Below are 25,682 nucleotides of genomic sequence, written 5' to 3' on the forward strand. Positions count from 1 at the left end.
ACGAGAAGGAGCCACGGACCCGCAATGGGTGAGCCTCCCAGTACGAACCGTGCCATTTCCCGGCCGCTGTCCGAGCGCGAGGGAACGGGGGTGGCACGGTGACCGAGATCCTGCTTCTGCTGCTCGCCCTGCTCCTCACGCTCGCCTGCGCGCTGTTCGTCGCGGCCGAGTTCTCCCTGACCACCGTCGAGCGCGGTGACCTGGAGCGCGCCGCCAGGGCGGGGGAGCGAGGTGCCGATGGGGCCCTGAAGGCCGTCCGGCGCCTGACCTTCCAGCTGTCCGGCGCGCAGCTGGGCATCACCGTCACCTCGCTGGTGATCGGCATGCTCGCCGAACCGTCCCTCGCGGCGCTCCTGCGCGGCCCTCTCGAAGCGGCCGGTCTCGGCGGCGCCGCCCCGACCACGGCGACCCTGCTGGGCGTCGCCCTCTCGACCGTGATCCTGATGGTCGTCGGCGAGCTGGTGCCGAAGAACTGGGCGATCTCCCGGCCGCTGGCCGTCGCCAAGGTGGTGGCCGCACCGCAGCGCGGCTTCACCGCCGCTTTCGGGCCCTTCATCCGGCATCTGAACAGCACCGCGAACCGCGTCGTACGCCGCTTCGGCCTTGAGCCCGCCGAGGAGCTCGCCTCCGCGCGCACGCCCGAGGAGCTGGTCGCCCTCGCCCGGCGTTCGGCCGCCGAAGGCGCCCTGGAGGCGGACTCCGCGGAACTGTTCGTGCGCACCCTGCACCTGAGCGAGCTCACCGCGGAGAACGTGATGACCCCGCGCGTGGACGTCCGCGCCCTGGAGGCGCAGGCCACGGCCGCCGACGCCGCGAACCTGACGCACGCCACGGGCCTGTCCCGCTTCCCCGTCTTCCGCGACAGCCTGGACGAGGTCATCGGCACCGTGCACATCCGCGACGTGCTCGCCCTCGCGCCGGGCGAGCGGCGGCTCACCCCGGTCACCGAGCTGGCCACCGAGCCGCTGCTCGTGCCCGACAGCCTGCCCGCCGACCGGCTCCTGGAACGGCTGCGCGAGACCCGCACCATGGCCGTGGTCATCGACGAGTACGGCGGCACGGCCGGCGTGGCGACGGTGGAGGACATCGTCGAGGAGGTCGTCGGCGAGGTCCGCGACGAGCACGACCCCGTCGAGGTCCCCGACCTGCTGCCCGCACAGACCGCCCCGGACGGCCGCACCGTGTGGGAGGCCGACGGCGGCGTCCGCATCGACCAGCTCGCGGGGATAGGCCTCACCGCGCCCGAAGGACCGTACGAGACGGTGGCCGGCCTGATCGCCACCCGTCTGTCCCGCATCCCGGCCAAGGGCGACTTGCTGGACCTCGACGGCTGGCAACTGGCCGTCCTGACCGTCGAGCACCACCGCGCCGACCGGATCAGCATCACCGAACCGGCACTCCAGGTGCCCCGCCAGGCCGTGGAGGAGGCGCGATGACCACGCTCCAGCTCGTGATCGGCGCCCTGACGCTGCTCACCAACGCGTTCTTCGTCGGCGCCGAGTTCGCCCTGATCTCCGTACGCCGCAGCCAGATCGAACCCCGCGCCGAGGAAGGCGACAAGCGCGCCCGCATCACCCTGTGGGGCTTGCAGCACATCTCCGCGATGATGGCCACCGCCCAACTCGGCATCACCGTCTCCTCGCTGGTGCTCGGCGCGGTCGCCGAACCCGCCATCGCGCACCTCCTGGAGCCCGGCTTCGAAGCAATCCACGTCCCGCACGCGCTCGTGCACCCGATCGCGTTCGTCATCGCCCTGACCGTGGCGACGTATCTGCACATGCTGATCGGCGAGATGGTCCCCAAGAACATCGCGCTCGCCGCGCCCGCCAGGACCGCCCTGCTGCTCGGCCCGCCCCTCGTGGCCCTGACCCGGGCTCTGCGGCCGGTCGTCTTCGGCATCAACGCCTTCGCCAACACACTCCTGAAGCTGCTGAAGGTCGAACCGAAGGACGAAGTCGAATCCGTCTACACCGACGACCAGCTCGCCCGCATGGTGGTCGACTCCAGCGCCGCCGGGTTCCTGTCGGCCGCCGACGGCGAGCGGCTGCGCGACGCCCTGGAACTGGGCACCCGGCCGGTCGGCGAGATCCTCGTGCCGGTGGCCCAGATGCACACCGTCGAGCACTCCGTGACCCCGGCGCGCCTGGAACGGGTGGCCGCTCAGGCGGGCTTCTCCCGTTTCCCGGTGACGGGACCGGACGGCACCCTGCTCGGCTACCTGCACATCAAGGACACGCTCGGCATCACCGAGCGGGACCGGCCCTTCCCGCGCGCCGCCCTGCACGCGGTCACGCGGGTGCACATCGACACCCCGCTCGACGACACGCTCACCGCGCTGCGGGCCGCGGGCAGCCACCTCGCCGCGGTCACCGGCGCGAGCGGAACGGTGCTCGGGTTCGTCACCATGGAGGACGTCCTGACCGAGCTGGTCGGCCCTTCCCCGGCGGCGCTCGGCTGATCCACCGGTATCGCACGGCTGATTCACAGGTGGTGCGACTGTACGTGCGGGGGCTCCGGTGGCTAGGGTGCCCGTGATGTTCTACACAGGTGTAGCACCCGCATTTGACGTAAGACGCGAGACCGCGGGCCCGGGTTCCCCCGGGAGGTCCCGTGAGTGAGCCTGTCCGCTCGATGAATCAAGCCGGGGCACTGCGGGCGCCGCTGCCCGCCGCCCGCAGTGCCCCTCCGGCGGCTCCTCCGGCGGCGCCCTCGGTCCCCACCGTGGCGCCGAAACCCCCGGTCAAGCAACGCGACTCGTTCTTCGACAACGCCAAGTACCTGGCGATCGTCCTTGTCGCGATGGGCCATGCGTGGGAGCCGCTGCGCGGTGACAGCCGGGCGGCGGCAGCGCTCTACATCACCGTCTATACGTTCCACATGCCGGCGTTCATCGTCATCTCCGGCTACTTCTCGCGCAGCTTCGACGCGAGTCCCGGCCGGCTCAAACGCCTGGTGACGGGCATCGCCGTGCCGTACGTCGTCTTCGAGGTCGCGTACACCTTCTTCAAACGCCGGGCGGGCGACGACCCCACGTACCCGATCAGCCTGCTCGACCCCTGGTACCTCACCTGGTTCCTGGTGGCCCTCTTCGTCTGGCGCCTGACCACCCCGCTGTGGAAGGTGGTGCGTTGGCCCCTGCCCATCGCCCTCGCCATCGCGGTGCTCGCCTCCGTCTCGCCCGACATCGGCGACGACCTGGACCTGCAACGGGTGCTGCAGTTCCTGCCCTTCTTCGTCCTCGGCCTGTGCCTGAAGCCCGAGCACTTCCGGATCGTGCGCCGCAGGGAGGCCCGGGTCCTGGCGCTGCCCGTCTTCGCCGCGGCCCTGCTGTTCGCGTACTGGGCGGCGCCGCGCATGAACGCCGCGTGGTTCTACCGCAGGGACAGCGCCCAGGAGCTGGCCGCGCCGGGCTGGGCCGGCGGCGTGATGACGCTGGCGATGTTCGGCTGCTCGTTCGTCCTCGTCGCCTGCTTCTTCGCCTGGGTGCCGGGGCGCAGGCTCTGGTTCACCGCCCTGGGCGCGGGCACGCTCTACGGCTACCTGCTGCACGGCTTCGTCGCCAAGGGCTCCCGCTTCTGGGACTGGTACGACCTGGACTGGCTGCACACACCGCTCGGCGAGATCACGGTCACCCTCGCGGCGGCGGCCCTCATCACCGCACTGTGCACGCCACCGGTGCAGCGCCTCTTCAAGTTCGCGATGGAACCCGAGATGGAGTGGGCGTTCAAGAAGGACGCGAAGACGGTCGCACGCAGACGGGGCGCGCACCGCCGGGGGTAGCGGCGGCGTCCTGCCGATGGTGCCGCCCGGCCCGTGTCCGGGAGAGCCGAGGCCACAGTGCCTCAGACCGGCGCGGGCCCGAACCGGCGCCGGTAGGCCGAAGGGGTCAGGCCCGTGTCGCGGCGCATCAGGGCGCGCAGATTGGCGGTGGTGCCGAGGCCGCTGCGCCGGGCGACCGTCTCGAAGGGCGCCACTCCCCGTTCGATCAACCGGCAGGCCAGCGCGAGGCGTTCGGCGGTGAGCCAGGCCAGGGGAGTGGTGCCCAGCTGGGCCTGGAAGCGGCGGTGCAGGGTCGCGGGGCTGAGCGCGGCGTGCGCCGCGAGGCCGGGCACGGTCAGGGGCGAGTCGAGTCGTTCCCTGGCCCAGGCCAGGACCGGGGCCAGGGACTCGTCCGGTACGTCGGGCACAGGACGCTCCACGAACTGCCGCTGGCCGCCGTCCCGGTGGGCGGCGAAGACCAGCCGCCGGCTCACCGCGTTGGCGACCTCGGCGCCGTGGTCACGGCGGACCAGATACAGCCCGAGGTCGAGCGCGGCGGCGCTGCCCGCGGCCGTGAGGATGTCGCCGTCGTCGACGAAGAGCACGTCGGGTTCGAGCCGTACGCCGGGGAAGCGTGCACGGAAGTCGTCCGCCCACTGCCAGTGCGCGGTCGCCCGGCGTCCCTCCAGTACCCCGGCCTCGGCGAGCGTGAAGGCACCGCTGCAGAACCCGACGAGCCGGGCCCCGCGGGCATGCGCCCGGCGAACGGCGTCGAGCACCGCCGGGCGGCGCGGGACCTCGACGTCGGGCCGGTTGGGCACGATCAACGTGTCCGCCGAGTCGGCCGCGTCGATCCCGGCCACGCCCGTGAGCGTGAAGAAGCCGTCCCGCATCAGGGTGTGCGGCTCGGGCGAACAGAGGCCGAACTCATAGAGATCGCGACCGAGTTCGGGCCTGCGAAGGCCGAACACCTCGGTGGCGCAGCCGAGCTCGAAGGGGTTGGAGTTGGCGTCGACGATGACGACGACGCGGTGTGGGCCCCTTGCCGCGGCAGGCTGAGAGGATTCTTGCGACATACGCTATTTCTAACACTCACGGAGGCGGCGCCCGGCGTCGGAGGCTTGGCGCATGAGCAGCGAACCGATCGCCCTGAGCAAGGCCTTTGCCTCCTTCGACGCCCTGTGGAGCCCGCGCATCGTCACCCGCGTCAACGACTACGACGTACGAGTGGCCAAAGTGGAAGGCGACCACCTCTGGCACGTGCATGACGACACCGACGAGTTCTTCCTGGTCCTGGAAGGCGAACTGCGCATCCATCTGCGCGAGCCGGCCGGCGAACGCACGGTCACCCTGCCCAAGGACGCCGTCTTCACGGTCCCGCGCGGCACGGAGCACAAGCCGTCGGCTCCGTCCGGCGCCAGGATTCTCGTCTTCGAGCCCACGGGCACTCCGACGGTCGGCGACCGGCACGACGAGATACCGGAGCACGTCGACGAGACGACGGGCCACAGCCTGAACCTCTGAGAATGCCCTGGTCATCCCTCTGGGCACCGGTGCGCACCAGCGGTATGCCAGGTGTGGACCCGTCGACCACGAGAGGTGGGGTCAAGCATGTTCACCGCTGGATTCTGGAAGGCCACCACGGAGCGCGCGCTCCGTACCTTCGCGCAGTCGCTCGCCGCCGTCCTGGTCGCCGGGGCGACGACCCTCCTGGACGTCGACTGGCAGGCGGCGCTCGCCACCGCGGGGATGGCGACGCTGCTCGCCGTCCTCACGGCGGTCGGCGCCGCGAACGTAGGGGGCCGCGGGCCCGGCATCACCGAGACGCCCACCGCCCGCAAGGGGCGGATCGTGCCCTGACCGGAGTCAGTGCCTGACTGCCTGACCAGGGTCGGAGTCAGTGCCTGACCAGGGCCGGAGCCAGTGCTTGACCACGGCCGGGGTCAGGCCCTGGTCAGCCGTCCGGCCTCCACCGAGAGCCGCTCTCCCCGGAACCGCTCCCGCAGCCTCCGGTCGTGCGACACCACGACCAGCGTGCCCCGGTAGGCGGCCAGTGCCTCGTCGAGCTCCTCGACCAGGGCGGGGGAGAGGTGGTTCGTCGGCTCGTCGAGCAGGAGGAGGTCGGCCGGGCGCGTCACCAGGCGGGCAAGGGCCAGGCGGCGGCGCTGCCCCACGGAGAGTCCCTTGACCGGCACCACCAGGTCCTCCTCGCGGAAGAGGCCGAGGGAGAGCAGCGCATCCGCGTGGTCCTCGGGAAGGCCCGCGAGGCCTGCGGCGAACGCGTCGAGCAGCGGCCTTGCCGGGTCCGCAGCCTCCTCCGTGTCCGCAGGGTCCGCCGTGTCCTCGTAGGTGAGGTACGCGATCTCCTGCGGCAAGTAGCCGACGCGGGAGGGGAGTTGGACCTCCCCGCGATCCGGGGTGAGCACCCCGGCCAGGACGGCGAGCAGCGTCGACTTGCCCGCGCCGTTCGCCCCGGTCACCAGCGTGCGCGACCCCGGTTCGAGGACGAGGCTCTCGATGGCGAGGCGCTCTCCCACCGCGACGTCCGTCAGCGCGGCCGGACGTACGAACGGGTGGTCGCCGCCCTCGATGCCTTCGCCCGGCGAGAAGTGCAGCGGGTCGGGCGGGCGCGGCACCGGCTCCGCGCGCAGCCTGCGCAGCCGCTCGCGCGCGTTGCGCACGATGCCGGAGAGCTGGCCCTCCACGGACCGGTTGTGGCTCGCGAAGCGAGGGCTCTCGCTCATCCGCCAGCCGACCGCGAGCCGCTTGTTGCCGCCCTCGGCGAGCCGCTCCTGGCGTTCGACCTCCTCGCTCCACTCCCGGTAGCGCTCCTCCCAGCGCCGCCGGGCCGTGGCGCGCTGCTCCAGATAGCCGTGCCAGCCGCCGCCGAAGCGGGCCACGGACCTGCGGTCGCCGTCGACCTCGACGATCACCTCGGCGACCCGGTCGAGGAACACCCGGTCGTGGGTGACGGCGACGACCGTGCCCCGGTGGGCGCGCAGCCGCTCCTCCAGCCAGCCGAGCGCCTGGTCGTCCAGGTGGTTCGTCGGCTCGTCCAGGAGGAGCAGCTCGGGCTGCGGGGCAAGGACGCAGGCGAGCGCGAGCCGCGCGGCCTCGCCGCCGGACAGCGATCCCAGGGTCCGGGAACGGTCCAGGTGCGGTATGCCGAGACCGTGCAGGGCGGCGTCGAAACGCGCGTCGGCGCGGTAGCCGTCACGGGCCTCGAACGCGGCGACGAGGTCTCCGTACGCGGCAAGTCCGGCGTCCCCGGCCGAGCCGAGCGACTCCTCCGCCTCGCGGATGCGCCGCTCCAGATCCCGCAGTTCGGCGAGCGCGTCGTCCACCGCGTCCCGCACGGTGGCGTGCGGCGGAAGGCGCAGGGTCTGCGCGAGATAGCCGGTGCCGCCGTCCGAGACGACGGCCACCTCGCCGTCGGCGGGCTCGAACTCACCCGCCATCAGGCGCAGGAGCGTCGACTTGCCCGAGCCGTTCTCACCGATGACGCACGCCTTCTCGCCGGGCCGCACCGACAGGGAGACCTGTTCGAGGACGGGCCGCTGCGGATATCCGTACGACACGTCGCGCAGGACGAGTTGACTCACGGTGCGCATCCCCCCTCGGTCGTGCGGGCCTGGCCGGCTTCTGGGTCACACGGGCTGGCCGAACAGCTCCCGCAGTACGTCCTCCATCGTGACCATGCCGGCCAGCCTGCCGTCCGAGCCGAGCACCGCCGCCACGTGCGTGCGGCTGCGGCGCATCGCGGTCAGTACGTCGTCGAGCGGTGTGGTCTCGCGGACCTGTGCGATCTTGCGCATGTCCGGCACCCGGAACGGCAGGTCGCGCGGCATGCGGTCGAGCGCGTCCTTGACGTGCAGATAGCCGACGATGCGACGGCCGTCGTCCACGACGGGAAAGCGCGAGAATCCGGACTCCGCCGAAAGTCGCTCAAGCTCCTCCGGCGTCACGCCCACCCGGGCGTAGATCACGCTCTCCAGCGGAAGCACCACATCCCTGACGGGCCGGCGGCCCAGCTCCAGGGCGTCGTGCAGCCGCTCCTGGGCGCGGTCGTCGATCAGCCCCGCGTCACCGGAGTCCTTGACCATCCGGGCCAGCTCGTCGTCCGAGAAGGACGCGCTGACCTCGTCCTTCGCCTCGACCCTCAGCAGCTTGAGCAGGCCGTTGGCGAAGGCGTTGATCGCGAAGATGACCGGGCGCAGCGCCCGGGCGATCGCGACCAGCGGCGGGCCGAGCAGCAGCGCCGTGCGCACCGGCTCGGCCAGCGAGATGTTCTTGGGGACCATCTCGCCGAGCAGCATGTGCAGATACGTCGCGAGCGTCAGGGCGATGACGAACGAGATCGGGTGGACCAGACCGTGCGGTACCCCTACTCCGTCGAACAGCGGCTCCAGGAGGTGCGCTATCGCGGGTTCGGCGACGATGCCGAGCACCAGGGTGCACAGCGTGATGCCGAGCTGCGCGGCGGCGAGCAGCGCGGAGACGTGCTGCAGACCCCACAGCACGCTCTTGGCGCGCCGGTCGCCGTCTTCGGCGTACGGCTCGATCTGGCTTCTGCGTACGGAGATGAGGGCGAACTCGGCGCCCACGAAGAAGCCGTTGACCACGAGGGTCGCAAGGCCGATCAGCAACTGGACGGCGATCATCGCTCCTCCTCCCGGTGGTCGACGTGCAGGGGTGCGTGCAGCAGGACGCGGGCCGCGCGACGGCCGCGGGCGTCCACGACGTCGAGCCGCCAGCCGTCCACCTCGAGGCTGTCGCCCTCGGCGGGGATGCGGCCCAGCTCGGTCGCGACGAGTCCGGCGAGCGTCTCGTACGGCCCTTCCGGCGTGCGCAGGCCGACGCGGGCCAGCTGGTCGGTGCGGGCCGAGCCGTCGGCGGAGTACCGCGTGCGGCCGTCGTCGTCCGTGCCCTCGGCGGCGATGTCGGGCGTCTCGTGCGGGTCGTGCTCGTCCCGCACCTCGCCGACGACCTCCTCGACGATGTCCTCCAGGGTCGCGACGCCCGCCGTGCCGCCGTACTCGTCGATGACCACGGCCATCGTGCGCTTGCCGGAGAGCCGGTCGAGCAGCTGGTCGACGGTCAGCGTGTCCGGTACGAGGAGGGGCTCGCGGATGACCTCGGCGACGGGGTAGCGGGCCCGGCGCTCGGCCGGTATGGCCAGGACGTCCTTGATGTGTGCGACGCCGACGACCGAGTCGAGGCTGCCACGGTAGACGGGGAAGCGCGACAGGCCCGTGGCGCGGGTGGCGTTCGCGACGTCCTCGCAGGTGGCGAGGACGTCGAGGGCCATGACCTGGACGCGCGGCGTCATCACGTTCTCCGCGGTGAGGTCGGCGAGGTTCAGGGTGCGCACGAACAGCTCGGCGGTGTCCGGCTCCAGGGAGCCCTCCCTGGCGGAGTGCCGGGCGAGCGCCACCAGCTCCTTGGGGCTGCGCGCGGAGGCCAGCTCTTCGGTGGGCTGGATGCCGAAGCGGCGTACGGAGCGGTTCGCGGTGTTGTTCAGGTGCGCGATGAAGGGGCGGAACGCGGAGCTGAACAGGCGCTGCGGGGTCGCCACCCGTTTGGCGACGGCCAGTGGTGAGGAGATCGCCCAGTTCTTGGGGACCAGCTCGCCGACGACCATCAGGAAGACCGTCGACAGGGCCGTGCCGATGACCAGGGCGATCGACGAGGACGCCGAAGGGGGGATGCCCATGGCGCGCAGCGGGCCCGCGATGAGCTTGGCGATGGAGGCCTCGGAGAGCATGCCGACGACCAGGTTGGTCACGGTGATGCCCAACTGGGCCCCGGAGAGCTGGAAGGTGAGGTTCTTGACGGCTTTGAGGGCGCCCGCGGCGCCGCGCTCGCCGCGTTCGGAGGCACGCTCCAGTTCGCTGCGCTCGACCGTCGTGAGGGAGAACTCGGCCGCGACGAAGACGCCGCAGGCCAGCGAGAGCAGCACCGCCACGAGGAGCAGGAGCACTTCGGTCATCGGGTCACCTCCGTCCCATGATCGGGCAGGGAGCGGGGGAATGCGCGATGTCGGGTACTGGGAGGCTCGCCCATCGGCGGACGCTCACACCTTTCGTTGATGTTCGAGTGGTCCGTCCATTTTAAAGGATCAGCAAAGGCCACTCCTGCGGATTGTCCACAGGTACCCCGGCCCCCGCCGCTCAGTCGCCCGGGTCAGGAGCCTGCGTTAAAAACTTTTTCTAGAAAGTGGTTCTAGATCGGCGGCGCTTGGCCCAGACTCTCGTTCATGGTCAAACGTGAGTCCGAGCCGGTGAACCGGCCGGTGCCGGGCAACCCCTACGTCCAGCCGCCGCCCTCTGCGCGCCGCTCCCGCGGGCCCGGCGCGGCCCTTGTCGCCGGGGCCGTCGCGCTGGTTCTGGCCGGGGCGGGCCTCTACGTCCTTGCTCAGGGCGACGACGGCGGTTCTCGCGCGCCTGTCGCGGGGCAGAGCCGGCAGCCGTCGGACAGCGAGCGGGAGCCGTCCGGTCCGGACCGGGACGCCGGAGCGGGCGGTGACGACGGTTCGGCCGCGGTGATCGACGTCAACGCGGGGCGAAAGCCCGGCGAGGTCAGGGCCTGGCTCGCCGTGAACGACATCGAACTGCCGGGCAAGGGCGCTCAGCTCCTGGACCTGTGGCACGTGCCGGGGATCGTGGCCCAGGCCGAGTACGACGAGGTCACCGGCTACCGCACCTCGGACGGCTCGAAGGCATGGACGGTGCCGCTGCCCGGCACGGTGTGCGACACACCGGTGAACCCCACGCCGGACGGCAAGGTCGTGGTCGCGTACACGAAGAAGAAGTCCGAGCGGAACACCAGCTGCGACCAGCTGCGGATGATCGACCTCAAGACCGGCGAGAAGGGCTGGCACAAGGAGCTCGTCAGCCGCGGCTTCTGGGACGACACGAGCGCGACACATGTCGCCGTCTCCGGCAGCACCGTCCTGGTCGACCAGAGCGCCACCATGCGCGCCTACCGGATCAGCGACGGCAAGCGGCTGTACGTCACGAAGCGGGAGCGCGAGGGCGGCTGCTCCCTCACCGGCGTCGCGGGCGGACCGGCGCTGCTCCAAGTGGAGTCCTGCGCGCCGGGCAGCCCCGCGACGCACGGCCGGCTCAGGAAACTCGACCCCCGCACCGGCGACACCGACTGGCGCTACCGGACGAAGAAGGGCTGGAGCATCGAGAAGGTCTACTCCGCGGACCCCGTCGTGGTCGCCGTCCGGAACCGCGAGGAGACGGACAAGTGGGCCGTCGTCGCCGTCGACGACAAGGGGGGCCAGCGCTCCTGGATCCCCCTCGACAAGGGCCCGCACGCCTTCGAGATGTGCGCCGGGGCGGGAGACGCCGGCGAAGGCGTGCAGAACTGCCCGGGAGCCGCCGCCGACGCGGACACCCTGTATCTGGCGAGCGAGCCCGAGGACGACCTTCTCGGACCCAACAAAATCGTTGCCTTCGACCTCCGTACGGGGGAGCGCAAGTGGTCCGGCGCCGTCGGTGGCGGGCGGCAGCTCACGCCGGTGACGGCGGGCGGTGCCGACCGGCCGGGGGTGATCGCCTACGTACGGCCGAAGGACGGCAGGGGCGGCCAGACCGTGCGCTTCGGCCCCGGCGGCGGCAAGCCGGAGGTACTGCTGCGGCACACGTCCTCGGCCGCGGACATGGAAAGCGGCATGTTCGCCGGCAACACCCTGTACGCCGACGGCCGGTTCTTCGTGACCCCCGCACGCCTGGACGGCAAGAGCCATGGGTCCGCCGGCGAGCAGGCCGACGCTCGCATGCTCGCCTTCGGCCGGTGAGACTCCCGGCACCCCGGGCCTCCCGAGCCCCTCGGCCCCCGGCCGCCTCGCAGCAGACACCCGTACCCGCATCACCAGTGGAGTCACGATGACCCAGCCCTTCCCGCCCTCCGGGCAGACACCGCAGGGCCCGCAGGGTGCCTTCGGCCCGCCCCCGCAGGGCTTCTTCGGCCCGCCCCCGCAGGCCCAGCCTCCCGGCTTCGGCCCGCCCGTGACCCCGCCGCCCGGCGGAGGAGGGCGTCGGCCGGGGCGGCGCCGCACGGCGATCCTCGTCTCCGTGGTCGCCGCCCTCGCCCTGATCGTCGGCGGCGGACTCTGGTACGCCGTCTCGTACGACGGCGGCCCCGGGGACAAGACCGCGGCCAAGCCCGGCGACGGCGATCGCGCGAAGGCCGACTATCCGAAGCCCGAGGAAGAACCGCCGGCCATCCCCGAGGCCTACTTCAGGACTTCGGGTGTGCAGCCCAAGCTGCCCAAGGGCGAGAACACCTGGCAGGTCAAGGGGTCCTGGCTGACCGACAAGGTCTTCGCCAAGGCCTCGGTCGACAAGATAGTGGGCCTGGACGCAACCACGGGGGACAAGCTGTGGACCCTGCCCAAGCCCGGCATGTCGTGCGCGGGCTCCCCGGACACCGGCAAGGACGGCATCGCCGTGGTGGTCACGGGGGCCACCGTGCACGACGACCGCGGCTTCCGCGCCCCCTGCACCGAGATCACCGCGTTCGACGTCGACGACGGCCGCAAGCTCTGGACCAAGTCCATCACCGTCGGCTCCCAGAAGGAGAAGACGGCGTTCAACCAGGTCACCATCAGCGGTGACACGGTCGCCGTCGGCGGCCTGTACGGCGGCGCGGCCTTCGACCTGCGCAGCGGCGACGTCAAATGGGAGCCGCAGCAGGGGGACACATGTCGCGACGTCGGCTACGGAGGCGGCACGCGACTGGTGGCGGTGCGCTCCTGCGGTGACTACGGATCGGAGCGGTACAGGGTCCAGCTCCTCGAACCGGCCACCGGGAAGGCGAAGTGGAGCCACAAGCTGCCCGCGGGTGTCCACGCGCCCAGCGTCGTCTCCACCGAGCCGGTGGTCCTCGCCCTCGACTCCGGCGAGATCAGCGGGTCCGGCGCGACGGACGTCTTCTCCCTCGACGACAAGGGTGAGCGGCTCACCAGGATCGCCCTGCCGGACGACAAGTACCTGCACGAGTGCGGCACCGCGTCCATCGTCCAGGACTGCCGGGGCATCGTCGCCGGCAACGGCAGGCTCTACGTCCCGACCGAGCAGCGCGACGGGGCGAAGGAGTACTCGTCGACGAACGACATCGTGGTCTTCTCCCTGGCCACCGGGAAGACCACGGGGGAGAGGATGGAGGCGGGCGACCACTCGCCGATCTTCCCCATCCGCATGGACGGCGGGAACGTACTCGTCTACAAGAGCGCCCCGTTCACGCAGGTGGTCTCACTCGACGGCAGGACGCTGAAGAAGGAGAGGGTGCTGCTCGACGCCCGGACCCGGCCGAGCACGCTGTCGCCCCTGCGCGCCGAACTGCTCTTCCGCCACAACAAGCTCTACATCAGCTCCGATCTGCTCGCCAAGCCGGCGACGAAGGGCAAGAAGACGATCATGATGTACGGCTTCGCCGCCAAGTAGGCCGCGGCGGAGGGTTCTCATTCGCCGTGCAACTGCTCGATGACCGGCCCGAACGCCTCCATACCGGGTTCCAGGACGACGATGTACGAGAAGCCGTACCGCTCCCGCCGGACGCGCAGTTGCTCGGCCATCTGCTCGACCGTGCCGAGGAGCAGGATCGGCAGATCGAGGGCTTCGTCCTCGGTGAGGTGCGGGATGAAGGAAAGGAAGGGCCGGATGGCGGCCCGCCGGTCGGCGCTCACCTCGACCATCTGGACCAGCACGTTCAGTTCGGCCGGTTCGGTACGGGCCGAGGCGTGGCGCCGGTAGAAGGCCACTCGTTCGTCCAGGTCCCCGGCCGTGATGACGGTCGGTCTGCCGTCCGGGCCCGCACGTCCGCCGGTGAACGCGGCGATGTCGGCGTGCTCGGCGGCCAGCCGCAGCATGCGGTCGCCGTTCGCGCCGACCAGCAGGGGCGGGCGGGGCTGCTGCGCGGGACGCGGCTGGAACTCGGGGGAGGCGAGGAGCCGGTCCAGCTCCTCGATGGTGCCCCGCAGATGGGACACGCGTTCACCCGGCGTCCCCCAGGGCAGGCCCGCCATGTCGTGCTCCGCCCGTACGTACCCGGTGCCGAGGCCGAGTTCGAAGCGCCCGTCCGTGAGAGCGTCCGTGGTCGCGACCTCGCGGGCGAGCAGCGTCGGGTTCCAGAACGCGGCGTTCAGGACGAACGTGCCGACGCGGGGACGCTGGGTGGCCTCGGCCGCGGCGACGACCGCGGGGAAGGGCGCGGGCATGCCGATGTGGTCCGCCACCAGGATGATGTCGTAGCCGAGTTGCTCGGCGCGGCGGCACTTCTTGCGCCATTCGTTCCCGGTGGACGGAGTGACCATGTTGACGCCGAAACGGAACGGGCGGTTCATGAAGTCTCCTCATCCATGCGGACAGTCGGGCATCAGCGGCCGTCGTCCATCAGGACTGGCGGGCATCCGCGGCCGTCGTCCGTCACTCATGTGCGATGGCCGCCAGGACGTTCATGCGCGACGCGCGCAGCGCGGGGAGCAGCGCCGCCGCGAGGCCCACGAGCACCGAGCCGACCAGGACCGCGATCACCGTCGTCCAGGGGATCGCGAAGGCCGTCATGCCCTGCAGGGCAAGGACCTGCTGGGCGGCGACGCCCCACACCAGACCGAGCACGAGCCCGAGCAGCGCGCCGAACACCGCGATCACCACCGACTCCAGGCGGATCATCCGGCGCAGCTGCCGCCGGGCGAGGCCGATGGCGCGCAGCAAGCCGATCTCGCGGGTGCGCTCGACGACGGAGAGGGCGAGGGTGTTGACCACGCCGAGCACCGCGATGATGATCGCCAGGCCGAGCAGCGCGTAGACGAGGTAGAGCATCACGGCGATCTGCTCGCGGATCAGCTCCTTGTAGTCGGCCTGGTCGCGCACCTGCACCTGCGGATACGGGTCGAGGGTCTTCTCCAGCCGGTCGCGCAGCGTGTCGGCGTCCGTGCCGGGGGCCGCGTTCACGTAGAGCGCGGAGTCCTGGCCGCCGGGCACGAACTCCTCGATCGTGGCCATGCCGAGGAAGAGTCCGCCCTCGACGCCGAACCCCTCGGCTCCGGGCTGGTCGGTGAGCGCGCCCACGGTCAGTTCCGTCTTGCGCCCGCCGGGGAACTCCACGGGCAGCTTCGAGCCGGTCCGGACCTCGTGGTCCTGCGCGAAGTCCCGCTGCATGGCGATCCTGCCGGGCGCCAGAGCCCGGGAGGTGCCGCCCGTGACGTACGTGACGCGGGCGACGTCGTCGAGGCGCGGGTCGTAGCCCGCCGCGGTCGTCTCCACGCTCTTGCCGTCCGGCATGGACACCTTCACGGGCGCGAACCGCTGCCGCACGACGAGCCCGGCGCCGTCGGTGTCCCGCACCTTCTCGGTGATCTCCCGGGCGAACGGCAGGAAGTTGCTGTTCTGTACGACGAAGTCGGCGCCCAGCGTCTTGTCGATCTGCTCGTCGAACGACTTGGTCATCGACGCGCTCGCCACCGCCATGCCGCTCACCAGGGCGAGGCCCACCATCAGCGCGGCGGCCGTGGCGCCCGTGCGGCGCGGGTTGCGCAGCGCGTTGCGCTGGCTCATCCGGCCGACCGAGCCGAACACGGCGGGGAACGCGCCGCCGAGCACCCGGATCACCGGGCGGACCAGGAGCGGTCCCGCGATCACGGTCGCGATCAGGGTCAGGACAAGACCGATCCCGAGCAGGGACGCCGCCGATGACGTCTTCTCCGCGGTGGCGCAGCCCACGAGCGCGGCGGCGCCCGCCGCCCCGACGACCGCGCCGAACGCCGCTCGGATCCTCAACGGCCGCCCCACGCCCGCGATTTCCGCGTCCGCCAGCGCCGCCATCGGCGAGACGTGGGCGGCGCGCCGCGCCGGGAGATACGCGGCGACGAACGTGACGCCGACCCCGACGACGTACGAGACGACGGGAGTGGCCCACCCGATGACCATCTCGGTGGACTTCAGGTTCATTCCGAAGAGGCTCATCAGCTCGATGAGCCCGGCCGCGAGCCCGATGCCCGCCGCGAGGCCCACCGTCGAACCGGCCACGCCGAGCAGGACGGCCTCGGTGAGAACGGAGCGGCGCACCTGCCTGCGGTCGGCGCCGAGGGCGCGCAGCAGGCCCAGTTCGCGGGTGCGCTGCGCGATGAGCATGGAGAAGGTGTTGACGATCAGGAAGATGCCCACGAGGACGGCTATCCCGGCGAAGCCGAGCATCACGTACTTGATGACGTCCAGGAATCCGCCGAGTTCGGAGGCGGCCGAGTCGGCCTGTTCGTCGGCGGTCTTCAGGTCGTAGCCCGAGCCCAGCTCGTCGGCGAGACGGCGCTTCAGCTCGGTGTCGCTGACGCCGGGGTCGGCGTCCACCGAGATGCCCGTCGCCACCTTCCTGCTGCCCAGGAGCTCACGCTGGGCGGTCGGGGTGTCCAGGTAGACCAGGGCCGCGCCGGGGTTGGTGGTGGTGAAGGTGACGATGCCGACGACCTCGACCTTGAACGAGCCGGGCGCGGCGAGCACGGTGAGAGTGTCGCCGATCTCCACGTCCTTCTTGTCGGCGGTGTCCTTGTCGAGCAGCGCCTGGTCCTCGCCGCGCGGGGCGTGCCCCGAGGTCAGCTCGACGGGGCTGCGGTCGTTGGCGTACCAGTTGGTGGCGACGGTGGGGGCGCCGGTGGTGGAGCCCACCGGTTCGTTCTCGCTGTCGACGACCGTGATGTTCTCGACGGCCGCGTCGACACGCGAACGGGCGACCCCGTCGATCGTGGCGACCCGGCCCGCGAGCCTGGCGGGGAGCGTCGGCGTCTGTCCCGAGGGCACCGCCTCTTCGAGGTCCTCCTTGGGCTCGACGGTCACATCGGCGGACGTCGAGGCGAAGAGCCGGTCGAAGGTGCGGGCCACCGTGTCCGAGAAGATGAGACTGCCCGCGACGAACGCCACGGAGAGGATCACGGCCAGGGCGGAGAGCAGCAGCCTGCCCTTGTGCGCGAGGAAGCTCCGGAGCGTCGCCTTCAGCATGGCCGCTCTCCGTCTCAGTCCCGGTCCGGCTTGCTGTCGATGCCGGCGTCCTGGACGCCGCCGGCCCCGCTGACGCCCTGGTCGCCGTCGGTCTCGGCGCGGCCCCGGGGAGGCTGGGCGTGCGGAGGCTGGGCGTGGATCACGTCGAACCGCTTGAGGCGTTCCAGGACGGATTCGGCCGTCGGGCGCGGCATCTCGTCGACGATCCGGCCGTCGGCCAGAAAGAGCACCAGGTCGGCGTGGGCGGCCGCGCCCGGGTCGTGGGTCACCATGACGACGGTCTGCTCCAGCTTGTCCACGGCGTCACGCAGGAAGCCGAGCACTTCGAGGCCGGCGCGCGAGTCGAGGTTGCCGGTCGGCTCGTCCGCGAAGATCAGCTCGGGGCGCGAGGCGAGGGCCCGGGCGCAGGCCACGCGCTGCTGCTGGCCGCCGGAGAGCTGGGCGGGCCGGTGTTTCAGGCGGTCGCGCAGGCCGAGCGTCTCGATGACGTAGTCCAGCCATTCGCGGTCGGGGCGCTGGCCCGCGATGTCCATCGGCAGCGTGATGTTCTCGAGGGCGTTGAGGGTGGGGATGAGGTTGAAGGACTGGAACATGAAGCCGATGCGGTCCCGCCGCAGCTGCGTCAGTTCCTTCTCCTTGAGCCCCGTGATCTCGGTGTCGCCCAGCCACACCTGACCGGCTGAGACCGTGTCGAGCCCGGCGAGCAGATGCATGAGCGTGGACTTGCCCGAACCGGACGGGCCCATGACCGCCGTGAAACGGCCGCGCGCGATGTCCACGTCGACCGAGTCGAGGGCGAGCACGGTGGTCTCCCCGGAACCGTACGCCTTGGTCAGGGCGCGGGCGCGCGCCGCGACCCCTGCGGGTTCCGCAAGGCCGGTGGCCGCTGCAGAAACAGGTGTGGACAAGGCCGCCTCCCGGGTCGTGGCCGTTCCAACTCCCTTGATTCAGCCGAGAGTAGAGGGTCGGCGCTGGTGCCGGTATCCCTCCGAGGTCGTGGACCGGATACGTATGTAAGGGGCACCGGACCGGTGCTCGCCCGGCGGCTCTGTGCGCCTCTGCGCCCTCCCGCGCCCTCTTGCCGGTGCTAGCACCGCGGCGCTAGCTTGATGGAATGGCGAAGACCCAGCTGAACGTACGGGTGGACGAAGGCACGGCCCGGGCCGCCCGCGAGCGTGCGCTCGCCCGCGGGATGAGCGTGAACCGCTACATCGAAGAACTCGTCAAACAGGACGCCGGCGAAGTCGGGCACACCTTCGTCGAGGCCGCCGCCGACTTCATGAAGCAGTACGAATCCGTCTTCGCCGAAGAGTTCGGTCCCGAGCGCGAGGGTCGACGTTAGCCCTTGAACCTCAGAATCGATCTTGCCTGGCTTTTGATGATCGCTGAACACAAGACGCCCGGGGACCCGCAGGTCACCGACTGGGGTGCCCTGGTGGCCGCCGTCAGCCGGCACGAGGCGGAGATCTTCGGCGTGCCCGTCTACGAAAGCCCGCACGACCGCGCGGCGGCCCTGCTCCAGGTCCTCCTGCACATCCCCGCCCTGGAACGCTCCAACGCCCTGTTCGCCTCGTCCGTCGCGTACGCCTATCTGGTCGCCAGCGGCATGAAGGTCGTCACCTCGCCCGAGCAGGTGCGCGAACTGGCGCGCCTGGTGAAGGAGGACGGGGCGAGCGTGCGCGACATCGCGGACGAACTGCGGAAGTGGAGCCTTTAGCACCCGGATGGCCCGCGGCAGCCGGGGGCGACGGGGAGCGCGCGATCGATCATGCGGCGACGATAGGTTCGGGGCCAAGAGAGCCGCACTCCAGGAGGACGCCCATGCCCGCCGACATCCTGCCGATGATCATCACCCCCGACCTCGAACGCCTGCTGCGGTTCTACCGCGAGTTGCTCGGGGCCGAGGAAGTGTCGAGGACTCCGCAGGAGGGGCCCGCGTTCTTCGTGGACCTGTGCGTCGGCGACTCCCAGCTGGGTGTCGTGTCGGACACGAGCGTGCCGCTCGACACGCCGCAGCGCATCCTGCTGAGCATGGCGGTGGAGACGGTCGACGACCTCCTCGAGCGGGTGGAGTCCCTCGGCGGCGAGGTGCTCGGTCCTGCCAACGACATGCCGTGGGGACAGCGCGTCGCGCACATCAAGGACCCGGACGGCAACGCGGTCAACCTCACGCAGACGATCTGAGTCCCGCCGTCTGCGTCAGTCGCTCTCCGGTCGGCGCGCCGTGCCGAGCACGCAGTACGAAGAGGGCAGCCGCGGGCCCTTCGGGGGCACCAGGAACCGCCTGTAGGGGCCGAGTTCGAAGCCCGCGGCGCGCAGCGCGTCCACCGTGTCGCGCGAGACGTGACAGCCGCCGAACAACAGGGGCCAGAGCGTGCGGTCCAAGGCGCGCTGAGCGGTCGCCATGGCCGCGCCCGGCGCCACACCGTGCTCGAAGAACCGCAGCTCGCCGCCGGGGCGCAGGACACGCCGCAACTCGCCGAGGGCGCGGGGCACGTCGCGCACGCTGCACAGCACAAGCGAGGCCACGGCTCCGTCGAAGGCCTCGCTCTTGACGGGCAGCGCCTCCGCGGCGCCGGGCACGACGTCGACCGGTACGTCGGCCCGCACGGCGGCGGACGCGGCCAACTGCCGCAGGGTGCGCTCCGGTTCGATCGCCACGACCTCGGAGACCGCCGTCGGGTAGTGCGCGAAGTTCAGGCCGTTCCCCGCGCCGACCTCGATCACCCGGCCGGACAGGCCGCCGAGCAGCTCCTTGCGGAACGCGCCGATCATGCGCTCTGCGGCCACGCTCTGGCGGGCGTAGAAGCGGGCGAAAACGGGGTGGTGCACGGCGTCACGGGACGCGGCCTTGGGGGAGCGAGGTGACATGGGCCCTCCTCGACGGGGCGAGCGGTTACCGCAATGCTGCCCCGCCGGCACCGGTTTCCCCCACGCGGCGGGCCGGACGTTACGCCGTATCCGCCCGAGGGTGCGGGGCAACGAGGGGGGAGCGGCAGCGGAGCCGTACGGGAACGAGGGGGAGCGGCAGCGGGGCCGCGCGGAACGCAGCCGCCCCCCGGCCCGCGTCTCAGCTCTCCCGCGTCTCCGGGGCCCGCGGTGCGTGCGAGGCCCGTGAGTCCTGCGGTGTGCGCGAGGCATCCGGGGCCTGCGGGGCATCCGGGGCCTGCGCCGTCCTGAACGCCTCGCTGTCCCAGGCGCCCCCCAGCTCCGGCCCCAGCCAGCCCCCGGCCGCTGCGCGGAAGGCGGCCGGCGTGAGCGTGCCCGCGCCCTCGGGGATCGCGCCGAGCAGCGGCGCACCCGCGGCCCTCGGCAGGTCCGCGAGGTTGCAGCGCGATGCCAGGTCCGGGGCGGCGGGCCAGCTGCCCACCGTCACGCCCAGGGGCGTCAGGGCCCGGGCACGCAGGGCCTCCGCGGTGAGTGCTGTCGTGTTCAGGGTGCCGAGACCCGCAGGCGCGACCACCAGGACCGGCGCCGTGAGGAGGCGGGCCGCGTCGGCGAGGGTGGCGCCCTCGTCGTCGTAGTGCACGAGCAGACCGCCCGCGCCCTCGACCAGGACCAGGTCGTGCCCGGCCGCCAGCTTCTGCGCGGCCTCCGCCACTTCGTACGGCCTGACCGGTGCCATGCCCGCCCGCCGTGCGGCGGTGTCGGGCGCCAACGGCTCGGGGAATCGGGCGAGTTCGAGGGTGGTGATCCCGTCGCCCGCGAGGCGCGTCACCTCTTGCGCGTCGCCCGGCTCACCGGGCGCCACCCCCGTCTGTGCGGGCTTGAGCACCGCGACGCTGCGTCCCGCGGCGAGCGCGAGGGCGGCGACGGCGGCCGTCGTGACCGTCTTGCCGATCTCGGTGCCGGTTCCGGACACCACGATGACCGTCATGTCTGCTCAGCCCTCCTTCGCCGCCGCGCACACCGCGCGCCCGATCCGTGCCACGTCGTCGTCGCTCGTGATGAAGGGCGGCATCGTGTAGATGAGGTCGCGGAACGGCCGCACCCACACCCCTTCGCGCGTCGCGGCGCGCGTGGCCGCCGCCATGTCCACGTCGTGGTCGAGCTGTACGACGCCGATCGCGCCGAGGACACGTACGTCCCGGACGCCCGGCAGCCCGGCCGCCTCGGCCAGCGTGCCGCGCAGGCCCGCCTCGATGCGCTTGACCTCGATCTGCCAGTCCTGCCCGAGCAGCAGCTCGATCGAGGCACAGGCCACCGCGGCGGCGAGCGGATTGCCCATGAACGTCGGGCCGTGGGCCAGGACCGGCACCTCGCCCCGCGAAATGCCGTCCGCCACCCGCGAGGTGCACAGCGTGGCCGCCAGCGTCAGATAACCGCCGGTCAGCGCCTTGCCCAGGCACATCACATCGGGTGTGACGCCCGCGTGGTCCGCGCCGAACAACGCGCCCGTACGGCCGAACCCCGTGGCGATCTCGTCGAACACGAGCAGCACGTCGTGCTCGTCGCAGGCCTCCCGCAACACCCGCAGATACGCGGGGGAGTGGAACCGCATACCGCCCGCGCCCTGTACCACCGGCTCCACGATCACACCGGCCAGTTCGCCGGCGTGGCGCCCGATCATCTCGCGCAGATGGTCGGCGTACGCGTCGTCGTACGCCTCGTATCCCGCGGGCGGCGCGTCCGCGAACACCTGCTGCGGCAGTACTCCCTGCCACAGTTCGTGCATGCCGCCCTCGGGGTCGCACACCGACATGGGCTGCCAGGTGTCCCCGTGGTAGCCGCCGCGCCAGGTCAGCATGCGCCGCTTGGCCGGGCGGCCGAGCGAGCGCCAGTACTGCAGACACATCTTGACCGCGACCTCGACCGACACCGAACCGGAGTCGGCGAGGAAGACATGCTCAAGGCCTTGTGGTGACATGTCGACAAGGCGCTTCGCGAGGCGGACGGCGGGCTCGTGGGTGAGCCCACCGAACATGACATGGCTCATCCGGTCCAGCTGGCCGCGCACCGCGTCGTTGAGCACGGGGTGGTTGTAGCCGTGGATCGCCGACCACCAGGACGACATGCCGTCGACCAGCTCGCCGCCGCTGCCTGCAAGCCGCAGCCGTACGCCGCTCGCCGATTCGACGACCAGGGGGTCCTGGCGGCCGGGCATCGGGCCGTAGGGGTGCCATACGTGACGGCGGTCCAGGTCAAGGAGTTCGGGCACGGAGAGGCCGGTGCGGCCGGTGAGACCGGTGCGGTCCGCGGGGTCAGGCATTGGGCGCCAGATCCGTGCCCGCGCCCCGACGCCGTACCGCCACCAGATCGGTGCGCGCATCGGACGTCTCGTCCCCGCCGGCATCGGTCTTCGGGGCCTGCGAAGGCGCGGAGGAACCCGCGGGCTCCGAGGAACCGCACGGCCCGCAGCCGCCCCCGGCATCGCCGTGCGAGCCGCAGCCGCCCCCGCCGTCTGCGCCGCCCGCGTGCGACCCGCACCCGGCCGCCGCGATAGCGTCCGCACGGTGCTCCGGCAGCGTCACCGTGCCGGCGCCCTCGACCTCGAAACCGGCGTCAGCGATCATCTCCAGGTCGGTCTTGCCGGCCTGGCCCTCGCTGGTGAGGTAGTCGCCGAGGAAGATCGAGTTGGCCAGGTGCAGGGCGAGCGGCTGCATCGAGCGCAGGTGCACCTCGCGGCCGCCCGCGATGCGCACCTCCACGTCGGGGCAGACGAAGCGGACCATCGCCAGGATGCGCAGGCAGCGCTGCGGGGTGAGGTTCCACTCCTTGGCCAGCGGGGTGCCCTCGAAGGGGATCAGAAAGTTGACCGGCACCGAGTCGGGGTCGAGGTCGCGCAGCGCGTAGACCACGTCCACCAGGTCCTCGTCCGTCTCGCCCATGCCCGCGATCAGACCCGAACAGGCGGAAAGGCCCGCGGCCTGCGCCTGCTGCACGGTGTCCACGCGATCGGCGTACGTGTGGGTCGTGGTGATCTCGCCGTACGTCGCCTCGGACGTATTGAGATTGTGGTTGTACGCGTCCGCGCCCGCCGTGCGCAGCTTGTCCGCCTGGCCCGCGGAGAGCAGCCCGAGGCACGCGCACACCTCGATGCCTTCGTTCTGCTCCTTGATCGCCTCGATGGTCCGCGAGACCCGGTCGACGTCACGGTCGGTCGGACCGCGTCCGCTGGCGACCAGGCAGACCCGCTTGGCGCCGCCCGCCACCCCGGCCGCCGCGGCCTGCGAGGCCTCGTCGGGCTTCAGCCAGGTGTACTTGAGGATGCCGGCCGTCGAGCCCAGACGCTGGGAACAGTACGAACAGTCCTCCGGGCAGAGGCCCGACTTGAGATTGACCAGATAGTTGAGTTTCACCCGTCGCCCGAACCACTGCCGCCGTACCTTCCCGGCGGCGGCAACCACGTCGAGCAGCTCGTCGTCAGAGGTGGCCAGTACGGCCAGCGCCTCTTCGCGGGTCGGCAGCTCGCGCCGAAGCCCCTTGTCCACCAGCGTGTTCAGCAGATCCATGGCGCCGATCCTTACGTACGAGAGGCTCCCTTTCCAAGGAGACTTCGCACAACAGAAACGCTGAGAGGTGTGGGTATTGCCACATCCTGGCCCGGTGGCCGGACGGCTAGGGTCTGTGCACTGTCTACAAATCGGCCAGTCCTTACGACCCGGAGGAACCCCCATGGCGAGCTCGCCGTTCGACTGGATCGACGAGCAGGCGAGCCTGCGCGCACAGGCCGGTCTCGTGCGCACCCTGCGCCCCCGCCCCGCCGACGCCGGCGGCCTCCTCGACCTGGCGAGCAACGACTATCTGGGCCTGGCCAGGCACCCTGAGGTCATCGAGGGCGCGGCGGCGGCGGCGCGGCGCTGGGGCGGCGGAGCGACCGGCTCGCGGCTCGTGACGGGCTCCACCGAACTGCACGCGGAACTCGAGGGCGAACTCGCCGCGTTCTGCGGCTTCGAGGCAGCTCTGGTGCTTTCCTCCGGATATGCCGCGAACCTCGCCGCCGTCACCGCGCTCGCCCCGCACGGCTCGCTGATCGTCTCGGACGCGGGCAACCACGCCTCGCTGATCGACGGCTGCCGCCTCGCGCGCGGTACGACGCAGGTGGTGCCGCACGCGGACCCCGAAGCGGTGCGCAAGACCCTCGACGGCCACGCGGGCCCCGCGGTCGTCGTCTCGGACACGGTCTTCTCGGTCGACGGTGACGCGGCTTCACTCACCGAACTCGCTTCCGCTTGCGCGGATTTCGATGCCGGACTCATCGTCGACGACGCCCACGGGCTCGGGGTGCTCGGTGACGGCGGGCGGGGCGCCCCGCAGGCGGCCGGGCTCGCGGGAACCGCCCACACGGTCGCCACGGTCACCCTCTCGAAGTCCTTCGGCAGCCAGGGCGGCGCGGTCCTCGGTCCCGCCAAGGTCATCGATCACCTGGTCAACGCGGCCCGCACCTTCATCTTCGACACGGGGCTCGCCCCTGCCGCCGCGGGTGCGGCACTGGCGGCTCTGCGGCTGCTGCGCGGGGAGCCCGAGCGCGCCGCCCGGGCCCGCGCGGTCGCGGCCGAGCTGCATGAACGCCTGACGGCGCAGGGTCTTTCGGCGGTACGCCCCGACGCCGCCGTCGTCTCGGTGCGGGCGCCGTCACCGGAGGCGGCCGTGCGGTGGGCCGCCGACTGCCGGGGCGCGGGGCTTGCCGTCGGCTGCTTCCGCCCGCCGTCGGTGCCCGACGGCATCTCGCGGCTGCGGCTGACCGCCCGCGCGGATCTCACCGACGCACAGATCGCCGATGCCGTTGGGGTGATCAGCCGCACCGCGCCGCGGTAGTCACCTGAGGCCGCGGACGAAGGCCTCCCAGGTCGCGGACGAGAAGAGCAGGGCGGGCCCCGCCGTGTTCTTCGAATCGCGCACGGCGAGCAGCCCCCGCTTCGGCCCTGAAGCGAGCGAGGCTGTCTCCACGCAGTTGTTCATGCCGTTGCTGCGGCTGCTGCGCTGCCACCGTGCGCCGTGCAGAGAGGTGCTTGAAGGTACGTACCGAGGCAGTGCAGTCATGGTGCCCCCTTACGCGCCGTCACATATCCCGGCGATGTGATCCGTTGATTCCTCGGGTGAAAGTGCCTTTGTCCGAAGGGAGTTGAAGGCATCCGTGTACGCCTGGAGGTCCTCTCTCCGTTCGAGGTAGAGGCTACTCGTCAAGTGGTCGAGAACAACCACATCCAGATCAGAAATGTTCGTAAATGAAAAAATAACGAAAGGCCCGATGAGGCCCACGTGCTCGCCGGCGGCGAACGGCAGGACCTGGATCCGCACGTGGGGCAGCTGCGCGGCTTCCAGCAACCGTTTCAACTGACCGTCGAGCACCTCGCTCCCGCCCACCGGCCGGTGCAGCACCGCCTCGTCCAGGATCACGCTCAGCCGCAGCGGCGGAGCCGCGCGCAGCACGTCCTGCCGGGCCAGACGCACCTCGACCAGCGCGTTTACCTGATCGTCCGGCAGCCCGTCGAGCGCCGCGCGCGTCACCGCACGCGCGTAGTCCGGGGTCTGCAGCAGGCCGGGCACGACGGTGGTCTCAAGCGTGCGGACCCTGCAGGCCTGCGACTCCAGGCTGATGAAGTCGCGGTAGGCGGGCGGCAGCAGGTCGCGGTAGGCGTGCCACCAGTGACCGCGCCCGCCGTCCTCCTCCGAGCCCGCCAACGCGACCAGCAACTGGCGCAGGTGGGGGTCCTTCACCTCGTACGCCCCGAGCAGCAGGCGTACGTCGGCGGCCTTGGCCCCGCTACGCCCCGTCTCGATCCGGCTGACCTTCGACTGATGCCAGCCGACCCGCTCCGCCGCCTGGCCACTGGTGAGCCCGGCGTGCGTGCGCAGCGCCCGCAGCTCGGCTCCGAGTTTGCGGCGGCGCACCGCGGGACCGTACCGCATGTCCTTCTCCTTCCCGGCGGAGGCTCTGTCCCGGCCTCCACCGGCCTCTCACCGGCGACAGTAGAGGAA

Annotated in this window: 24 protein-coding genes; 11 read left to right on the top strand and 13 right to left on the bottom strand. The window is 71.5% G+C overall.

All coding sequences use genetic code 11. The annotated features are described in order from the left end of the window. Positions 1–98: 98 nt before the first annotated feature. From IE226_RS00290 to IE226_RS00300, 3 genes are all read left to right on the top strand, one after another. The gene (locus IE226_RS00290; RefSeq protein ID WP_190078856.1) at positions 99–1,436 is read left to right on the top strand and encodes a hemolysin family protein; all 1,338 of its coding nucleotides are present in this window, start codon (positions 99–101) and stop codon (positions 1,434–1,436) included. Then, positions 1,433–2,458 carry a hemolysin family protein gene (locus IE226_RS00295; RefSeq protein ID WP_190078857.1) on the top strand — a complete coding sequence of 342 codons (1,026 nt, stop codon included), beginning with the start codon at positions 1,433–1,435 and terminating at the stop codon, positions 2,456–2,458. Before IE226_RS00290 ends, IE226_RS00295 begins: the two co-directional genes overlap by 4 nt. A 173-nt stretch (positions 2,459–2,631) precedes the next feature. Next, positions 2,632–3,780: an acyltransferase family protein gene (locus tag IE226_RS00300; protein WP_190079517.1), complete on the top strand. Its 1,149-nt coding sequence runs from the start codon at positions 2,632–2,634 to the stop codon at positions 3,778–3,780. Between the two features lie 62 nt (positions 3,781–3,842). On the opposite strand, the gene IE226_RS00305 is transcribed toward IE226_RS00300, so the two are convergent. Then, the gene (locus tag IE226_RS00305) at positions 3,843–4,835 is read right to left on the bottom strand and encodes a GlxA family transcriptional regulator (RefSeq protein WP_190078858.1); all 993 of its coding nucleotides are present in this window, start codon (positions 4,833–4,835) and stop codon (positions 3,843–3,845) included. A 52-nt stretch (positions 4,836–4,887) separates the two neighbouring features. On the opposite strand from IE226_RS00305, the gene IE226_RS00310 reads away from it, so the two are divergent. Together IE226_RS00310 and IE226_RS00315 are read left to right on the top strand one after the other, a co-directional pair. Further along, the gene (locus IE226_RS00310) at positions 4,888–5,283 is read left to right on the top strand and encodes a cupin domain-containing protein (RefSeq protein ID WP_190078859.1); all 396 of its coding nucleotides are present in this window, start codon (positions 4,888–4,890) and stop codon (positions 5,281–5,283) included. Positions 5,284–5,370: 87 nt separating this feature from the next. Beyond that, on the top strand, positions 5,371–5,619 hold the full coding sequence (locus IE226_RS00315) for a holin (protein ID WP_190078860.1): 249 nt from the start codon (positions 5,371–5,373) through the stop codon (positions 5,617–5,619). 83 nt (positions 5,620–5,702) lie between these two features. Here the strand turns inward: IE226_RS00315 and IE226_RS00320 are convergent, their stop codons facing one another. Genes IE226_RS00320 through IE226_RS00330 form a run of 3 tightly spaced genes read right to left on the bottom strand, consistent with a single transcriptional unit; the run spans position 5,703 to position 9,748 of the window. Continuing rightward, positions 5,703–7,370, bottom strand: a complete 1,668-nt coding sequence (locus IE226_RS00320; protein ID WP_190078861.1) for an ABC-F family ATP-binding cassette domain-containing protein — start codon at positions 7,368–7,370, stop codon at positions 5,703–5,705. Positions 7,371–7,406: 36 nt separating this feature from the next. Continuing rightward, positions 7,407–8,420: a hemolysin family protein gene (locus IE226_RS00325; protein ID WP_190078862.1), complete on the bottom strand. Its 1,014-nt coding sequence runs from the start codon at positions 8,418–8,420 to the stop codon at positions 7,407–7,409. Then, entirely contained in the window at positions 8,417–9,748 is a 1,332-nt protein-coding gene (locus IE226_RS00330) for a hemolysin family protein (RefSeq protein ID WP_190078863.1), read from the bottom strand. Before IE226_RS00330 ends, IE226_RS00325 begins: the two co-directional genes overlap by 4 nt. 267 nt (positions 9,749–10,015) lie before the next feature. Between IE226_RS00330 and IE226_RS00335 the strand changes: the two genes are divergently transcribed. Together IE226_RS00335 and IE226_RS00340 are read left to right on the top strand one after the other, a co-directional pair. Next, positions 10,016–11,566, top strand: a complete 1,551-nt coding sequence (locus IE226_RS00335; RefSeq protein WP_190078864.1) for an outer membrane protein assembly factor BamB family protein — start codon at positions 10,016–10,018, stop codon at positions 11,564–11,566. An 88-nt stretch (positions 11,567–11,654) separates the two neighbouring features. Then, a complete protein-coding gene (locus IE226_RS00340) occupies positions 11,655–13,214 on the top strand; it encodes an outer membrane protein assembly factor BamB family protein (protein ID WP_190078865.1) in 1,560 nt (519 codons plus the stop codon). Positions 13,215–13,231: 17 nt separating this feature from the next. On the opposite strand, the gene IE226_RS00345 is transcribed toward IE226_RS00340, so the two are convergent. The 3 genes from IE226_RS00345 to IE226_RS00355 all read right to left on the bottom strand — a co-directional run bounded on the left by IE226_RS00345 (position 13,232) and on the right by IE226_RS00355 (position 17,668). Further along, entirely contained in the window at positions 13,232–14,113 is an 882-nt protein-coding gene (locus IE226_RS00345; protein WP_190078866.1) for a TIGR03621 family F420-dependent LLM class oxidoreductase, read from the bottom strand. 82 nt (positions 14,114–14,195) lie between these two features. Beyond that, a complete protein-coding gene (locus IE226_RS00350; RefSeq protein WP_190078867.1) occupies positions 14,196–16,760 on the bottom strand; it encodes an ABC transporter permease in 2,565 nt (854 codons plus the stop codon). Positions 16,761–16,774: 14 nt separating this feature from the next. Next, positions 16,775–17,668, bottom strand: a complete 894-nt coding sequence (locus tag IE226_RS00355; protein WP_229870281.1) for an ABC transporter ATP-binding protein — start codon at positions 17,666–17,668, stop codon at positions 16,775–16,777. A 206-nt stretch (positions 17,669–17,874) separates the two neighbouring features. Between IE226_RS00355 and IE226_RS00360 the strand changes: the two genes are divergently transcribed. From IE226_RS00360 to IE226_RS00370, 3 genes are all read left to right on the top strand, one after another. After that, positions 17,875–18,102 (top strand): antitoxin, encoded by a 228-nt coding sequence (locus IE226_RS00360; protein ID WP_190078868.1) that lies wholly within the window; start codon positions 17,875–17,877, stop codon positions 18,100–18,102. Positions 18,103–18,138: 36 nt separating this feature from the next. Next, the gene (locus IE226_RS00365) at positions 18,139–18,477 is read left to right on the top strand and encodes a fic family toxin-antitoxin system, toxin component (protein WP_229870283.1); all 339 of its coding nucleotides are present in this window, start codon (positions 18,139–18,141) and stop codon (positions 18,475–18,477) included. Between the two features lie 104 nt (positions 18,478–18,581). After that, complete coding sequence (locus IE226_RS00370; protein WP_229870284.1) at positions 18,582–18,944, top strand: VOC family protein; 363 nt, start codon at positions 18,582–18,584, stop codon at positions 18,942–18,944. Positions 18,945–18,959: 15 nt separating this feature from the next. Here the strand turns inward: IE226_RS00370 and IE226_RS00375 are convergent, their stop codons facing one another. The 4 genes from IE226_RS00375 to bioB all read right to left on the bottom strand — a co-directional run bounded on the left by IE226_RS00375 (position 18,960) and on the right by bioB (position 23,212). Next, complete coding sequence (locus tag IE226_RS00375) at positions 18,960–19,631, bottom strand: class I SAM-dependent methyltransferase (RefSeq protein ID WP_190078870.1); 672 nt, start codon at positions 19,629–19,631, stop codon at positions 18,960–18,962. 199 nt (positions 19,632–19,830) lie between these two features. Further along, positions 19,831–20,637 carry a dethiobiotin synthase gene (gene bioD / locus IE226_RS00380; RefSeq protein WP_190078871.1) on the bottom strand — a complete coding sequence of 269 codons (807 nt, stop codon included), beginning with the start codon at positions 20,635–20,637 and terminating at the stop codon, positions 19,831–19,833. A gap of 6 nt (positions 20,638–20,643) precedes the next feature. Then, positions 20,644–21,969: an adenosylmethionine--8-amino-7-oxononanoate transaminase gene (locus IE226_RS00385; RefSeq protein ID WP_190078872.1), complete on the bottom strand. Its 1,326-nt coding sequence runs from the start codon at positions 21,967–21,969 to the stop codon at positions 20,644–20,646. After that, a complete protein-coding gene (bioB, locus tag IE226_RS00390; RefSeq protein WP_190078873.1) occupies positions 21,962–23,212 on the bottom strand; it encodes a biotin synthase BioB in 1,251 nt (416 codons plus the stop codon). The genes IE226_RS00385 and bioB overlap by 8 nt, the downstream gene beginning before the upstream one ends. 163 nt (positions 23,213–23,375) lie before the next feature. Here bioB and IE226_RS00395 point away from each other — a divergent pair, with 163 nt between their 5' ends. Then, positions 23,376–24,518, top strand: a complete 1,143-nt coding sequence (locus tag IE226_RS00395) for an 8-amino-7-oxononanoate synthase (protein WP_190078874.1) — start codon at positions 23,376–23,378, stop codon at positions 24,516–24,518. On the opposite strand, the gene IE226_RS00400 is transcribed toward IE226_RS00395, so the two are convergent. After that, positions 24,519–24,743: a DUF397 domain-containing protein gene (locus IE226_RS00400; protein ID WP_190078875.1), complete on the bottom strand. Its 225-nt coding sequence runs from the start codon at positions 24,741–24,743 to the stop codon at positions 24,519–24,521. Positions 24,744–24,752: 9 nt separating this feature from the next. Then, complete coding sequence (locus IE226_RS00405) at positions 24,753–25,613, bottom strand: helix-turn-helix domain-containing protein (protein WP_190078876.1); 861 nt, start codon at positions 25,611–25,613, stop codon at positions 24,753–24,755. Between the last annotated feature and the right edge of the window lie 69 nt (positions 25,614–25,682).

Origin of the sequence: Streptomyces longisporoflavus, assembly GCF_014649775.1 — a bacterium.
GTDB classification, from domain to species: Bacteria; Actinomycetota; Actinomycetes; order Streptomycetales; family Streptomycetaceae; genus Streptomyces; species Streptomyces longisporoflavus.

Coding starts and splice junctions, on each gene's coding strand:
- IE226_RS00400 (WP_190078875.1), bottom strand. CDS start 24,743: ATGACTGCACTGCCTCGGTACGTACCTTCAAGCACCTCTCTGCACGGC.
- IE226_RS00305 (WP_190078858.1), bottom strand. CDS start 4,835: ATGTCGCAAGAATCCTCTCAGCCTGCCGCGGCAAGGGGCCCACACCGC.
- IE226_RS00385 (WP_190078872.1), bottom strand. CDS start 21,969: ATGCCTGACCCCGCGGACCGCACCGGTCTCACCGGCCGCACCGGCCTC.
- IE226_RS00365 (WP_229870283.1), top strand. CDS start 18,139: ATGATCGCTGAACACAAGACGCCCGGGGACCCGCAGGTCACCGACTGG.
- IE226_RS00360 (WP_190078868.1), top strand. CDS start 17,875: ATGGCGAAGACCCAGCTGAACGTACGGGTGGACGAAGGCACGGCCCGG.
- IE226_RS00375 (WP_190078870.1), bottom strand. CDS start 19,631: ATGTCACCTCGCTCCCCCAAGGCCGCGTCCCGTGACGCCGTGCACCAC.
- bioB (WP_190078873.1), bottom strand. CDS start 23,212: ATGGATCTGCTGAACACGCTGGTGGACAAGGGGCTTCGGCGCGAGCTG.
- IE226_RS00325 (WP_190078862.1), bottom strand. CDS start 8,420: ATGATCGCCGTCCAGTTGCTGATCGGCCTTGCGACCCTCGTGGTCAAC.
- IE226_RS00405 (WP_190078876.1), bottom strand. CDS start 25,613: ATGCGGTACGGTCCCGCGGTGCGCCGCCGCAAACTCGGAGCCGAGCTG.
- IE226_RS00395 (WP_190078874.1), top strand. CDS start 23,376: ATGGCGAGCTCGCCGTTCGACTGGATCGACGAGCAGGCGAGCCTGCGC.
- IE226_RS00300 (WP_190079517.1), top strand. CDS start 2,632: ATGAATCAAGCCGGGGCACTGCGGGCGCCGCTGCCCGCCGCCCGCAGT.
- IE226_RS00330 (WP_190078863.1), bottom strand. CDS start 9,748: ATGACCGAAGTGCTCCTGCTCCTCGTGGCGGTGCTGCTCTCGCTGGCC.
- IE226_RS00345 (WP_190078866.1), bottom strand. CDS start 14,113: ATGAACCGCCCGTTCCGTTTCGGCGTCAACATGGTCACTCCGTCCACC.
- IE226_RS00340 (WP_190078865.1), top strand. CDS start 11,655: ATGACCCAGCCCTTCCCGCCCTCCGGGCAGACACCGCAGGGCCCGCAG.
- IE226_RS00370 (WP_229870284.1), top strand. CDS start 18,582: ATGCCCGCCGACATCCTGCCGATGATCATCACCCCCGACCTCGAACGC.
- IE226_RS00310 (WP_190078859.1), top strand. CDS start 4,888: ATGAGCAGCGAACCGATCGCCCTGAGCAAGGCCTTTGCCTCCTTCGAC.
- bioD (WP_190078871.1), bottom strand. CDS start 20,637: ATGACGGTCATCGTGGTGTCCGGAACCGGCACCGAGATCGGCAAGACG.
- IE226_RS00315 (WP_190078860.1), top strand. CDS start 5,371: ATGTTCACCGCTGGATTCTGGAAGGCCACCACGGAGCGCGCGCTCCGT.
- IE226_RS00335 (WP_190078864.1), top strand. CDS start 10,016: ATGGTCAAACGTGAGTCCGAGCCGGTGAACCGGCCGGTGCCGGGCAAC.
- IE226_RS00295 (WP_190078857.1), top strand. CDS start 1,433: ATGACCACGCTCCAGCTCGTGATCGGCGCCCTGACGCTGCTCACCAAC.
- IE226_RS00320 (WP_190078861.1), bottom strand. CDS start 7,370: ATGCGCACCGTGAGTCAACTCGTCCTGCGCGACGTGTCGTACGGATAT.
- IE226_RS00350 (WP_190078867.1), bottom strand. CDS start 16,760: ATGCTGAAGGCGACGCTCCGGAGCTTCCTCGCGCACAAGGGCAGGCTG.